We start from the raw sequence: 13,439 nt of genomic DNA, 5'->3' as shown, positions 1-13,439 counted from the left end.
GCCTACATAAGCGAAGAGTAAGGGGGGCGGATGCGACGAGGTCTTGTGTTCGCGGCCGCTGGGCTGGGCACGGCGCTCCTGAGCGGAACGCTCCTGATCGCCACCAGCGGGGAAGGGCCGGAGGCGGCGCAGGCCGTCCAGGAGTCTCCCGCGCCGGGAGATCCCCTGACGCCCGAGGAGATCGCCCGAGCCGGCGAGATCGCCACGGCCGGCACCCACCTGAAGGCGGACCAGGCCGAGCTGCTCTACGTCGAGCGCGACGACGACAAGGACGCCGAGCAGGCGCGGCGCGCCGAGGCCTACATCTACGACTACGGCAACGACACGCTGACCGTCAGGACCGTCGACCTCGGCCAGAGCAGGGTGGTCGAGGAGACCACGGGCAGAGGGGTGCAGCCGCCGCCGTCCAGGCGGGAGGAACTGCGCGCCGCCGAGCTGCTGCTGGCCGACCCGGCGCTGGGGCAGGGAGTGCGCCAGTCGTTCAGGAAGGCCGCGGGGCGGGAGCTCGCCTCGCCGTCCGACCTGGCCCTGCGCGGGCTGATCTACTCGCCGGAGCGGGGACCGTGCCGGACGCACCGGTGCCTGCGGCTGTTCGTCCGGCTGCCCAACGGCACCTTCCTCGACACCAGCCGCATCGTCCTCGACCTGTCCGCCAAGCAGGTTCACACCCTGGAGTGGTGAGTTGATCCTCCGTCTCATGCTCGCCGGCCTGCTCGCCGTACCCCTGGCGTCGCCCGCGCCGCCCCCGTCCGCGCCGGCGGCGGCCGACGCGGCCGACGCGTGCGGCTCGCCGTACCTGGTCGACAGGACGCTGCCGAACGGCGCGCGCTGGCGGCTGTGCTGGGAGATGCGCACGATCGAGGGCCTGACCGTCACGAGGGTGCGCTACATGCCCAAGGACAGCCGGTCGATCAGCGTGCTGCGCAGCGGGGCGCTGGCGCAGATCCACGTCCCCTACGACAGCGGCGAGCCGCGCTACCACGACATCGGCTCGCTCGGCTCGGCCGCGGTGACGCTGACGGCGGCCGACTGTCCCGGCGGCGAGCTGGCCAAGAGCAAGGTGTGCGTGACGACGCGCCCGCGCGGCCACGCCTACCTCAAGGACGGCTGGGGCGACGAGAGCCAGCGCAGGACGGCGCAGGGCCACGAACTGGTGGTGCTGGCCGCCTACCAGGTCGGCTGGTACACCTACGTCTCCGAGTGGGTGTTCGGCGACGACGGCTCGATCACGCCGCGGATCGGCGCCACGGGCTCGCTGGCGGGCACCACGACCGCGCCGAAGCACGGCTGGCCGCTCGGGGTCGGGCGCAAGCACTTCGAGGAGTCCCACAGCCACAACGTCTTCTGGCGGATGGACTTCGACATCGAGGGCAGGGCCCGCGACGTCGTCGAGCAGTACGACTTCGCCGGCAACCGCACCAAGAAGCGGTCGCTGGTGAAGACGGTGTTCAACCGGGAGACCAGGGCGCTCAACAGCAGGATGCGCTGGTGGCGGGTGGTGGACCCGGGAGTGCGCAACACCGACCGGCACCCGGTCTCGTGGGAGATCAACAACTCCGACAGCGCGGAGTACCGCGGCCCCGCCGACGAGGCGTTCACGCACGCGGACGTGTACGTGACGCAGTACCGGGCCTGCGAGCGGCTCGCGACCGAGAACGTCGCGCCCAGGTGCGGCAGGTCGGTCGACCGGTACGCCGACGACGAGCGGGTGACCGATCCGGTGGTGTGGGTGAACGTGGGCTTCCACCACGTCGCCAGGGACGAGGACGCCGACCCGATGCCGATCCACTGGCAGGGGTTCCGCGTGACGCCCCGCGACGTCACCGCCACCAACCCGTACTGACACCGCGGTAAGGGCATGGTCCCTCGCCTGACGGCCCCGAGCCGGTAGGAGAGGGGCCATGCCCTTACGGTCATGACCGGACCCGAAATGACGGCTATGGGTGTGGCGGCGGGTTGATCGGGGCAGTGGCGGTTACCATGGCCACGGTGGCGATCACCGGCGCTCGCACAGGCTGCGGGCGGCGGCGGACAGGTCGCGCACGTTTCTGGCGGCGACCGCCGCGGTTAATCCGATTTTTCTGAAATGCCCGTCTCCAGAATTCGCATGGTGACAGCGGTCAAGGGCATGGGTTGGAAGGTCGCTGTAGGGCAGGGTAAGGAACATGCCGATGAGGACAGAGCTCGACCGCCTCGCAGGTGGGGCGCATCACGACCCGCATTCGATTCTCGGAGCGCACCTGGGTCCTGACGGGGTCACGTTCAGGGCGTTGCGACCGCTGGCCGAACAGGTCGAGGTGGTCTTCGACGACGAGGCGCGACCGATGAGGCATGTCGCTCACGGGGTGTTCGAGGCCACGGTCGGCGGACTGGACAAGATCCCCGACTACGTCCTGCGGGTGCGCTACAGCGGCGGCGAGCCGTACGACATGCGCGACCCGTACCGGCACTGGCCCACCCTCGGCGAGGTGGACCTGCACCTGATCGGCGAGGGCAGGCACGAGCGGCTGTGGGAGTCCCTCGGCGCGCGGACGATGCGCCATGAGGACGTCGACGGCACCGCGTTCGCCGTCTGGGCGCCGAACGCGCGCGGCATCAGGGTGGTCGGCGACTTCAACCACTGGGACGGCGTCGCCCACCCCATGCGCTCGCTGGGCCGGTCGGGAGTCTGGGAGCTGTTCGTGCCCGACATCGGCGTGGGCGAACGCTACAAGTTCCAGATCCTCGGCGCCGACGGGCTCTGGCGTGACAAGGCCGACCCGATGGCGCGCAGGACGGAGGTGCCGCCGCAGACGGCGTCGGTGGTCGACCACTCCGACTACCGGTGGGCCGACGACGCGTGGATGGCCGAGCGCCAGACCAAGGTGCCGCAGCGGCTGCCGATGAGCACCTACGAGGTGCACCTCGGCTCGTGGCGGCCGGGGCTCGGCTACACCGAGCTGGCGACGCAGCTGGCCGACTACGTGGAGGAGATGGGCTTCACGCACGTGGAGTTCCTGCCGGTGGCCGAGCACCCGTTCGGCGGCTCGTGGGGCTACCAGGTGACCTCCTACTACGCGCCGACCGCCCGCTTCGGCACCCCGGACGAGTTCCGTCACCTGGTCGACGCCCTGCACCAGCGCGGCATCGGGGTGGTGCTCGACTGGGTGCCCGCGCACTTCCCGATGGACGACTGGGCGCTGGCCCGCTTCGACGGCACGCCGCTCTACGAGCACGCCGACCCGGCCCGCGGCGAGCACCCCGACTGGGGCACCTACGTCTTCGACTTCGGCCGCAACGAGGTGCGCAACTTCCTCGTCGCCAACGCGCTCTACTGGCTGAAGGAGTTCCACATCGACGGGCTGCGGGTGGATGCGGTCGCCTCGATGCTCTATCTCGACTACTCCCGGCGCGAGGGCGAGTGGACGCCGAACATCTACGGCGGTCGCGAGAACCTCGACGCGGTGGAGTTCCTCAAGGAGATGAACTCCGTCTGCTACCGGGAGGCACCGGGCATCTCGACGATCGCCGAGGAGTCGACGGCCTGGCCGGGCGTCTCGCGTCCCGTGCATCTGGGCGGCCTCGGGTTCGGCTTCAAGTGGAACATGGGCTGGATGCACGACACGCTCGCCTACCTGCGCCACGAGCCGATCTTCCGCCAGTACCACCACCACCAGATGACCTTCTCGCTGATGTACGCCTACAGCGAGAACTTCGTCCTGCCGCTGTCGCACGACGAGGTCGTCCACGGCAAGGGCTCGCTGCTGGGCAAGATGCCGGGAGACGAGTGGCAGCGGTTCGCGCAGTTGCGGGCGCTGTTCGCGTTCATGTGGGCGCATCCGGGCAAGCAGCTGCTGTTCATGGGCGGCGAGTTCGGCCAGGGGTCGGAGTGGTCGGAGGAGCGCGGGCTCGACTGGTGGGTGCTCGACTTCGACGGGCATCGCGGGGTGCAGAAGCTGGTCCGCGACCTCAACGTCCTCTACCGGCAGACCCCTGCCCTGTGGGAGCAGGACACCACGCCCGACGGGTTCCGGTGGATCGACGCCGACGACGCGCCCGGCAACGTCTTCTCGTTCCTGCGGTTCGGGCTCGACGGGTCCGCGGTGGCGTGCGTGGTCAACTTCAGCGGGGCCCCGCACGAGGAGTTCAGGCTCGGCCTGCCGTACGGCGGGCAGTGGGAGGAGGCGCTCAACACCGACGCCTTCGACTACTGGGGCAGCGGCGTGGGCAACCTCGGGGCGGTGGAGGCGGCCGAGGAGTCGCACCACGGCCTGCCGTACGCGACGACGTTGCGGGTGCCGCCGCTGGGCGCGATCTGGCTGAGGCACACGCCGGGCGCCGGCTGAGCGTCCGCGGAGCCGCCCGGATCTCGGGCGGCTTCCGCATGAACGTTTGCTGAGAAACCACCGCATCCTCTGGGCTAAGCGGACAAAGCTCTCTACACTCCGAGATCATCACCCCCCTCGGAGGACGTGTGCGACTGCGACGCCTGATCGTGTGCTCGGTCTTGCTGGCATTACTGCCGGCCGCTCCCGCCCTCGCCGGTGAACCCCCCGCCACTCCTTCGCCGTCGCCGTCCGCCACGGCCGCCGGGGAGAAGCTCGAAGAGGGCCTGGCCGTCGCCGAGGGCAGCACCCGGGTCATCGTCGAGCTGACCGACCCGGGGCAGACCGCGCCGGTCGCCGCGCAGGCCGCGGCCGAGGACGCCCAGGTCGTGCTCCAGCCGGCCGCGCAGCCGTTCATCGTCGTCGAAGGCACCGCGGAGGAGCTGGCGGCGCTCGCCGAGGACCCGCGCGTCTCCTCCATCCACCGCGATCGCGCCTATCCGCCGACCGCCATCTCGAGTCTTCCCGTCATCGGCGCCGACAAGGTCCACGCCACCGGCGCGACGGGCGCGGGACAGGCCGTCGCCATCCTGGACACGGGCATCGACCGGGACCATCCGTTCTTCGGCAACCGGATCATCGCTGAGGCGTGCTTCTCCTCCACCGAGTACGACGGCGTCGAGTCGCTGTGCCCGAACGGCCAGAGCCAGATGATCGGTCCTGGCGCGGCCGACGCCGAGTACGCCAAGTGCCTGCTCGGCAGCGAGAACCTGTGCGAGCACGGCACCCACGTCGCAGGCATCGCGGCCGGTGGCGGCGGCGTCGCCCCCGGCGCGAGCATCGTGGCGGTCCAGGTGTTCAGCAGGGTCAACGACGAGGACGCGTGCGGCGCGGCGGCCTGCCTGATGGCCTTCGAGTCGTCGCTGCGCCTGGCCATGGACCACGTCGCGTCGCTCGCTCCCGCCACCCCCATCGCGGCGCTGAACCTCAGTCTCGGCGGGCAGCTGTCCGACACCTCGTGCGACGGCACCGAGGAGGGGCAGGTCTTCAAGCCGAAGATCGACGACCTGCTGTCCAAGGGCGTGGCGACCGTCGTCGCGGCGGGCAACGAGTACTTTACCGGCACCTCCTTCCCCGCGTGCGTCTCGTCGGCCGTCGCGGTCGGGGCCAGCAACAACGGCGACCAGATCGCCGACTTCTCCAACTCCGGCTCGCTGCTCGACCTGTTCGCGCCCGGCGTGGAGATCGAGTCGTCGGTGCCCGACGACGTCATGGCCACCCACAGCGGCACCTCGATGGCCGCCCCGCACGTCGCCGGAGCGCTGGCCGTCATGAAGGCCGCCTTCCCCGACCAGGCGATCGGCGCGCTGGTCGACAAGCTGAAGGCGACCGGCAGGCCGTTCTCCTACCAGGTGAACGGAGCCGACGTCGTCACTCCGCGCCTGGATCTGGCGGCGGCCATGACCGGGGCCGCGCCGCAGCCCACCGCCACCCAGAGCGCCCCCGCTCCGGCGCCCTCGGTCAGCGGCCCGTCGCCCCGGCCCTCCGACGACGACCCGCAGTCCGGGGACCCCGGCGACGACGTCGACACACCCGACCCGACCCCCGTCCCGCTGCCGACGATCACGGTGACGGTGACCGTCACCGTGACGCCTCCCGCCGCTCCCGCGGCCGTCTGCACCCGCGGTACGGCAGGCACCGCGATGACCGCCAAGCAGTGGGCCGTGGAGATCTACCGCGGCACCGGGCAGCTGTCCGACGAGACCCTCACCTGCTATCTGAAGCTGGCGCACAAGGCGAGCAAGGTCTTCCCCGAGCTGACCAAGGCCTCGTCGCTCGGCAAGGCGTACAAGGTGCTGAAGGCGTCGAAGGGCGCGCGCGCCACGCTCGACGGGGCGCTGCTGACGGCCTGGCTCAACTGGGCGCACGGCGCGACGTCTGCCCTGGAGAAGGTCAACGCGGCGGAGAAGGTCAGGCTCGGCTCGACCTCCGGCCCGGCGCTCAGGAAGGCCGCCACCTCACTCGGCGGGTGAGCCCGCACGGCACGCAGGCCGGTCCCGGTTCCGGGTCCGGCCTGCGTCTGCGTTACCCAAAAGACACGTCAGCTCTCTTCTGACAACAAAAGTCACATCTGTACACTCAAACCCCACAAATCGATCACCCCCCTCGGAGGCACAGTGAGACTGCGGTCTCTCCTGGCTGCTGCGGCCACCCTCGCCGCCGTTTCAGCCGGGCTCATCCAGGCCCCCGCGCACGCCACCGCGGACGATCCGATCAGGAAGATCGACCCCGCGGTCCGGATCAGCGGCACTCACCGGGCGATCGTCCAGGTGCAGAGCCCCGCGCAGGCCAAGTCCCTCGCCGCCACGGCCGAGGCGGTCGCCCCCGGCGTCGACAACGTGGCCCCGACCCCCGAGTCGCTCGCCGGCAGGCTCGACTTCTTCGTCTACGAGGGGACCGTCGAGGAGTTCAAGAAGATCGCCGGCCAGGCCGACGTCGTCGCCATCCGCGAGGACCACCTCAACGCGCCGAACCTGGTCAGGAGCACGGCCATCATCGGCGCCGACAAGGCCCACGCGGCCGGCGTGACCGGCGCGGGCAAGGCGGTGGCCGTCCTCGACACCGGCATCGACGGCGACCACCCGTTCTTCGGCGGCCGCATCGCCGCCGAAGCCTGCTTCTCCGCCGAGAACGCCGCGGACATGGCCACCTCCCTGTGCCCGAGCGGCGCGCCGTTCCAGATCGGCGCGGGCGCGGCCAGCGCGACCACCGACGCGTGCATGAAGAACGTGCCGCCCTCCGACGCGCTCTTCGGCATCTGCGCGCACGGCTCCCACGTGGCCGGCATCGTCGCGGGCAAGGCGCACTCCTCGCAGCGCGAGCCCTCCGACGGCGTCGCCCCCGGCGCGACGATCGTGCCGGTGCAGGTGTTCAGCAGGTTCACCAACCCCGAGTACTGCGGCGGCGCCGACTCCACCCCGTGCGTCCTGGCCTACGACTCCTCCGTCCTCACCGGGATGGCCTACGTCAACCTGATCGCCAAGCAGTACGGCGTCGCCTCGGTGAACCTCAGCCTGGGCGGCGGCAAGTACGACACCGCCTGCGACACCGGCGACGGCGCCGACTTCAAGGCCAGGGCGGACGAACTGCTCGCCCAGGGCGTCGCCACCGTCGTCGCCTCGGGCAACGAGGGGCACGAGGCGTCCGTCTCGTGGCCCGCCTGCGTCTCCAGCGTCGTGACCGTCGGCTCGACCGACGTGGAGTACCCGCAGGTCGGCACGCACACCGACGACGTCTCCGCCTTCAGCAACCGCGGCGAGATGCTCGACCTGTTCGCCCCCGGCTGGCCGATCTTCTCCTCCGTGCCCGACAACAGGTACGCGGGCTTCGGCGGCACCTCGATGGCCGCCCCGCACGTCGCGGCCGCCTTCGCGCTGATGAGGGAGAAGCTGCCCGACGCCTCGGTCGACGAGATCCTCGCCAAGCTCAAGGCGGCCGGCAAGCCGATCACCTACACCAGCGCGGGCAAGCAGGTCACCACGCCGCGTCTGGACGTCTGGAAGGCGGTGCCGCACGTCGAGTGCGCCGCCACCTACACCAACCGCGCCTCCTGGCCGGGCGGCTTCCAGGCCAACGTCACCGTCAAGAACACCGGCACCCTGCCCCTCAAGAGCTGGAAGGTCGCCTGGACCTTCCCCGACCAGCAGAAGGTGACCACCCTCTGGGAGGGCAGGTACACCCAGAGCGGGGCCGACGTCACCGTGACCAACGCGCGCTGGAACGGCACGCTGGCCGTGGACGCGTCCACCAGGTTCGGCTTCAACGGCAAGCTGCCGCGCGGCGGCGCGAACACCCCGCCCGCCACGCTGACCTGCACCGCCGCCTGATCGTTCCCTTCCCCGGCCACGCCCGCGCGCCTGCGGGCGTGGCCTTTTCACGCTCGCGGCCACCAGGGCGCCGTCAGACGCGCACGGACGGCTTCGGTGGTGTCGGCGTCCGGGGGACGGGCGGCGTCCGACCTTCGGATCCGATCATCAGACTTCGGTAGGCGGTGGATCATCCGATCGGATGGACCTGTGAGAGGGAGGGAGCGCGGGCGCTCGCAGGTCCGAGGTCGTCGCTTAGGGTGACATTTATGGACGCGACCAAGGTGATCGTTGACAGCGTTGATCGGTTCAGGCAGCGGCGCACCGCGCCCCTGGTCCTCGAACTGGACCTCACCGACGGGCTGACCGAGGGCCCACCCACCGATCCGCTCGCCGCGCTCCTCACCATGCGCAAGCCCCGCCTGGCCGACGTGCTGTCCGGCCTGAAGCGGGCCGGGCAGGACTCCCGCGTCAAGGCGCTCATCGTCAAGATCGGCGGTGCCCCGCTCGGCCTGGGCATGGTCCAGGAGCTGCGCGAGGCCGTCGTGCGGTTCCGCGCGTCGGGCAGGCTGACCGTGGCCTTCGGCGAGACGTTCGGCGAGTTCGGCCAGGGCACCGTCCCCTACTACCTGGCCAGCGCGTTCGATCGCGTCTACCTGCAGCCCAGCGGCGACGTCGGTCTCACCGGCATCGCGCTCGAACAGCGTTTCCTCAAGGGCACCCTGGACAAGCTCGGCATCGGCTACGAGGTCGGCAAGCGCCACGAGTACAAGACCGCCGCCAACACCTTCACCGAAGACCACATGACCGACGCCCACAAGGAGTCGTACGGCAGGCTGGCCGAGTCGGTCGTCGAGCAGGTCGTCGCGGGCGTGGCCGAAGGGCGCAGGCTCGACCCCGACAAGGTGCGGGAGCTGATCGACAGGGGGCCGTTCATCGGCCCCGAGGCCGTGGAGGCGGGGCTGGTGGACCGGCTCGCCTACCGCGACGAGGTCTACGACGAGGTCAAGCAGGCCGCGGGCGCCGACGCCCACCTGCAGTACGTCGTCAAGTACGCGCGGGCTCTCACCGCCCGCAAGCTGCCCCACCCGACCGCCCCCAGCGTCGCGCTCGTCCACGGCCACGGCATGATCAGGCTCGGTCGCAGCGGGCGCAGCCCCCTCGGCGGCAGCGGCGCCATGGGCTCCGACACGATCAGCGCCGCGATCAGGGCGGCGCGCAGGGACGACCACGTCAAGGCCGTGGTGTTCAGGGTGGACAGTCCCGGCGGCTCCTACGTGGCCTCCGACGCGGTGTGGCGCGAGATCGTCCTCACGCGCAGGGTCAAGCCGGTCATCGTGTCGATGGGCGACCTGGCCGCGTCGGGCGGGTACTTCGTCTCGATGGCCGCCGACGTCATCGTCGCCCAGCCGGGCACGCTGACCGGGTCGATCGGCGTGTTCGGTGGCAAGGCCGTCCTCGGCGGGCTGCTGGAGAAGGCCGGCGTGACCACCGACGTGATCAGCGAGGGCGCGAAGGCCGCGATGTTCTCCTCCACCAGGCCGTTCTCACCCGAGGAGTGGGACAGGGTCAACGCCTGGCTCGACCGCATCTACGACGACTTCGTGGGCAAGGTCGCCGAAGGCCGGCACCTGACCAGGGACCGGGCGCACGAGCTGGCCCGCGGCCGGGTGTGGACGGGGGCCGACGCGCACGAGCACGGTCTCGTGGACGAGCTCGGCGGCCTCGAGGACGCCCTCGGCATCGCCCGCGAGCGTGCCGGGCTGGCGGCGGACGCGCCCGTGCGGACCTACCCCCGGCTGCACCCGCTGGAGCGGCTGCGCGGGCCGGAGTCCAGCGAGGACAAGTCGGCGGCGCTGGCCAGGATGCGGCTGGAGGCGTGGGGGCCGTTCGCCAGGCTCGCCGGCGAGCTGGGGCTTCCCGCGTACGGGCCGCTCCTGCTGCCAGGGGAGATCGTCATCAGGTAGCCGCGCCTGCAGCGGTGGTGGCCCCCCGGCGGGCCGCCACCCGCTTCGGCGCCCCAGGACCCGCGGGTTGGGCCGACGCGCCCCTCAAGCAGGAAGCGCGACAGGGTGAAGGCCGGCGGCCGGTCCCCGCGGGCGGCGGCCAGGAACCAGAGCCCGGTCGCGGACGTACTCCACCGGCGAGCTCAGCCCGGCCCGCTCGATGCGGGCGAAGGAGGCTACTCTCCGGTGGTGCCGTCGATGCGTTCGCGGAGCAGGTCGGCGTGGCCGTTGTGCCGGGCGTACTCCTCGATCATGTGGATGAGGATGTAGCGGTGCGAGTGGTGGTCACCCCGGCGGTCCCGCCTGGCGAGAGCGTCGAGCGGGGTGCCGGCCGAGACCTTGCGGCACTCCTCCACCTCGGCCCGCCACACGGCCAGCGCCTCGACGGCGGAGGCCGCGGCCACGTCGAACTCGGCGTCGTCGACGTCGCCCCAGTAGACGGTCGGCACGTCCGCGCCCGCGAGCACGTGGCGGAACCAGTAGCGCTCGACGTCGGTGAGGTGGCGCACCAGGCCGAGCAGCGACATCGCCGACGGCGGCACGGACCGCTCGCGCAACTGCGCCTCGCTCAGGTCCGCGCACTTGACGGCCAGGGTCTCGCGGTGCCAGTCGAGGAAGGCGACCAGCAGTTCCCGCTCGTCACCGGCCGCGGGGGGATCGATTCTGGGGTCGGTCATCCCGACATTCTGCTGCACCGTGTCACCCTGTTCCGGGCCGCGGCGTTTCGGGACACGGCCCCCTAGACCGGGCGGTAGCGGCCGCGCAGCCGTACGAGGGGAAGCGGGGTGGCGTCGACGTAGTCGACCGCGAGCACCCGCGCCACGAACAGGGTGTGGTCACCCGCGGGCACCACCCGCGACGTCTCCACCTCCAGCGCCGCCACCCCGCCCTCGACGACCAGCGCGTCGCTGTGCGGGCCGCGGTGGTGCGGGGTGCCCGCGACCAGGTGCCGGGCGCTCGGACGGCCGGCGGCGGCGAACCTGCTGGCGATGGCCGCCTGCCCCGCCGACAGCAGCGAGGCGGCCCAGCGGTCCTGCCGGAGGAGCACCTCGGTGAGGTAGCCGCGGCTGCCCAGGCTGGCGAGCACGAGCGGCGGGTCGGCGGAGACCGACATGAGGGCGGACACGGTGACGCCCACGTCGTCCCTGCCGTCTCGTACGGTCAGCACGGCCACCCCCGCCGCGAGTTGCGCCATCGCCTCGGTGAACTCACTCACCCGACCACTCTGGCACAGATGGATCACGGTGACGTTTGCCGTCAGGTCCCGCGAAACGGGCACGGGACCTGCTCGCCGGCCGGCGGCATGCTCGTGTGGTGTCCTGGAGCGCGTCCCGGCGGGCCGGCCGATCCGACCCAACCTTTCACCCGCTCGCCGGCGTCGGTAACGGGCGAGAGGAGTCACCTTGGACCGCAACGACAGCTTCCGCGAGTTCATGGCCGCCCACCAGCAGTCGCTGATGCGGACGGCCTACCTGCTCACGGGAGATGCCCACCTCGCCGAGGACCTGCTGCAGACCGTGCTGGTCAAGGTGCTCGGGCGCTGGCCCAGGCTGGCGCAGGTCGCCAGCCCTCAGGCGTACGCCCGCAAGGCGCTGGTCAACCAGTACATCTCCTGGCGCCGCCGGCTGGTCAGGACGGCCGAGCTGCCGAGCGCCGATCCGCCGGAGCGGCCTCACTCCAGCGAGGAGTCCACGATCGACCGGCTCGCCATGCGGCAGGCGCTCGCACGGCTGCCGCCCAGGCAACGGGCGGTGATCGTGCTGCGCTACTACGAGGACCTCACCGAGCACGAGACCGCGAAGCTGCTGAACTGCTCGATCGGCACGGTCAAGAGCCAGGCCCACCACGCGCTCGCCCGGTTACGGGCGCTCGCGCCTGAGTTGGCGCCGACGTTCGCCGGAATGGAAGACCTGAAGGGGGCACACCGATGACCTGGCTACGAGACGTGCTGGACGACCTGGCCGACGACGCGCCCGAGGTGGACCTGACCGAGCGGACGATCAGGATCAGGGAGCGGCGGCGGCGCAGGGCCGCCCCGATCGTCGCGACCGCCGCGGTCATCGCGATCGCGCTCGCCGCGACGGCCGCCGTACGACTGCTGCCGGCGGAACCGGACGCGGCAGGCGAGCCCGCGCGTGGGACGGTGACGGACCTGCCGGCACGCGGGGTGGAGCCGCTGAGCCACGCCTACAAGACGCTCTGCCGGCCGGAGGACGGCAAGGTGCCGCCCGGGTGCGTGGACGGCGGCTGGCGGGTGGTCACCAGGAGCGGCAGGACCTATCGGCTGGCGCAGGCCCTGCGCGATCCCGGACCCTTCGTCAGGACGAGCCCTCTGGCGATCAGCCGCGACGGCCGCAAGATCGCCTACTACGACTCCGCGTCCGGCACCTTCGCGGTACGCGACCTCGCCTCCGGAGCGGTGGCGACCGCCCCGACGAAGGTGCCCAGGGCATGGCTCGGCAGCCTCGCCCATCTGCTGCTGTCGGACGACGGCCGCTTCGTGGCCTTCACCAAGAGCCCGCCGCTGAAGGACCCCGCGATGTTGTTCGACATGCGCGAGCGCATGGTCCGGCCCTTGCCCAACGGCTGGAACCCCATCGGCCTGTCCCCTGACGGCGACACGATCACCCTGGCGGAGTACGCGCCCAGGACCCGGCTGCGGACCATCAGCCACCTGTGGGGGACGTCCACGGCGGGCAACGCGAAGACCGTCGACGTCGCCGGGCACTACCTGGTCGGCGGGCTCGGTCCCGACGGGGAGACCGTCGTCGCGGTGCAGAGCGTGACCGTCCCCGGCACCGGCTGCCTGAGAAGCGGCGAGGATCTCGTGCACCTGGACCGGACGACCGGCAAGGTGCTCCGGAGAGTCCCCGTGCGGGGCCTGTCCATGACCGGCAACTTCGTCCACCTGCGCAGCTGGGCCGGCCCTCAGGAGATCATCGCCGTGGCGAGGCCCTTCGTCTGCGGGAAACGCGACGACGACGCCCCTGTCTCGGACCTCGACCCTCCGTTCGTTCCCTTCACGGCCTACACGGTGAACGTCAGGACCGGCAAGGCCAAGAAGCTCGCCACCTACACCGCGCAGCACTTCTTCCATCTCGTGCTCCCCGGCTTCCCCGGGACCCTGTGACAGGGGGAAGCGGGTCAGGCGGCTGTCCGGTCACCGGCCCTAGGAGCTGTTTCTTAGATCTCCTGACGGTGAGCGCTGGTCTTGTCACTCTTGGCATATGGGTCGTGGTGATCTGACGAACGCCGAGTGGGAA

11 protein-coding genes are annotated in these 13,439 nt (G+C 71.2%); 8 read left to right on the top strand and 3 right to left on the bottom strand.

Annotation, left to right across the window (positions count from 1 at the left end; translation table 11 throughout):
* Positions 1–30: 30 nt before the first annotated feature.
* Positions 31–681, top strand: coding sequence for a hypothetical protein (locus ACWENQ_RS00055; RefSeq protein WP_449928511.1), 651 nt, complete (start codon positions 31–33; stop codon positions 679–681).
* 1 nt (position 682) lies between these two features.
* On the top strand, positions 683–1,843 hold the full coding sequence (locus ACWENQ_RS00050; RefSeq protein WP_449928509.1) for a copper amine oxidase: 1,161 nt from the start codon (positions 683–685) through the stop codon (positions 1,841–1,843).
* Positions 1,844–1,996: 153 nt separating this feature from the next.
* Here ACWENQ_RS00050 and ACWENQ_RS00045 read toward each other — a convergent pair whose 3' ends face one another.
* A complete protein-coding gene (locus ACWENQ_RS00045; protein WP_452412405.1) occupies positions 1,997–2,167 on the bottom strand; it encodes a hypothetical protein in 171 nt (56 codons plus the stop codon).
* Between the two features lie 4 nt (positions 2,168–2,171).
* Here ACWENQ_RS00045 and glgB point away from each other — a divergent pair, with 4 nt between their 5' ends.
* The 4 genes from glgB to sppA all read left to right on the top strand — a co-directional run bounded on the left by glgB (position 2,172) and on the right by sppA (position 10,137).
* The gene (gene glgB, locus ACWENQ_RS00040) at positions 2,172–4,325 is read left to right on the top strand and encodes a 1,4-alpha-glucan branching protein GlgB (RefSeq protein ID WP_452412403.1); all 2,154 of its coding nucleotides are present in this window, start codon (positions 2,172–2,174) and stop codon (positions 4,323–4,325) included.
* Between the two features lie 128 nt (positions 4,326–4,453).
* On the top strand, positions 4,454–6,337 hold the full coding sequence (locus ACWENQ_RS00035; RefSeq protein WP_452412402.1) for a S8 family peptidase: 1,884 nt from the start codon (positions 4,454–4,456) through the stop codon (positions 6,335–6,337).
* A 144-nt stretch (positions 6,338–6,481) separates the two neighbouring features.
* Positions 6,482–8,191 carry a S8 family peptidase gene (locus ACWENQ_RS00030; protein ID WP_452412400.1) on the top strand — a complete coding sequence of 570 codons (1,710 nt, stop codon included), beginning with the start codon at positions 6,482–6,484 and terminating at the stop codon, positions 8,189–8,191.
* A 248-nt stretch (positions 8,192–8,439) separates the two neighbouring features.
* Entirely contained in the window at positions 8,440–10,137 is a 1,698-nt protein-coding gene (gene sppA, locus ACWENQ_RS00025; protein WP_452412399.1) for a signal peptide peptidase SppA, read from the top strand.
* 215 nt (positions 10,138–10,352) lie between these two features.
* Here the strand turns inward: sppA and ACWENQ_RS00020 are convergent, their stop codons facing one another.
* Positions 10,353–10,853 (bottom strand): DinB family protein, encoded by a 501-nt coding sequence (locus tag ACWENQ_RS00020; RefSeq protein WP_452412397.1) that lies wholly within the window; start codon positions 10,851–10,853, stop codon positions 10,353–10,355.
* Between the two features lie 62 nt (positions 10,854–10,915).
* Positions 10,916–11,392, bottom strand: coding sequence for a flavin reductase family protein (locus ACWENQ_RS00015; protein WP_449928497.1), 477 nt, complete (start codon positions 11,390–11,392; stop codon positions 10,916–10,918).
* 187 nt (positions 11,393–11,579) lie between these two features.
* Between ACWENQ_RS00015 and ACWENQ_RS00010 the strand changes: the two genes are divergently transcribed.
* Both ACWENQ_RS00010 and ACWENQ_RS00005 read left to right on the top strand, forming a co-directional pair.
* A complete protein-coding gene (locus ACWENQ_RS00010) occupies positions 11,580–12,107 on the top strand; it encodes a SigE family RNA polymerase sigma factor (RefSeq protein ID WP_449928495.1) in 528 nt (175 codons plus the stop codon).
* Positions 12,104–13,306, top strand: a complete 1,203-nt coding sequence (locus ACWENQ_RS00005; RefSeq protein WP_452412395.1) for a hypothetical protein — start codon at positions 12,104–12,106, stop codon at positions 13,304–13,306. The genes ACWENQ_RS00010 and ACWENQ_RS00005 overlap by 4 nt, the downstream gene beginning before the upstream one ends.
* The last annotated feature ends 133 nt before the right edge of the window (positions 13,307–13,439 follow it).

Source organism: Nonomuraea sp. NPDC004354, from assembly GCF_053602555.1.
This window is presented reverse-complemented; position numbering and strand designations above follow the sequence as displayed.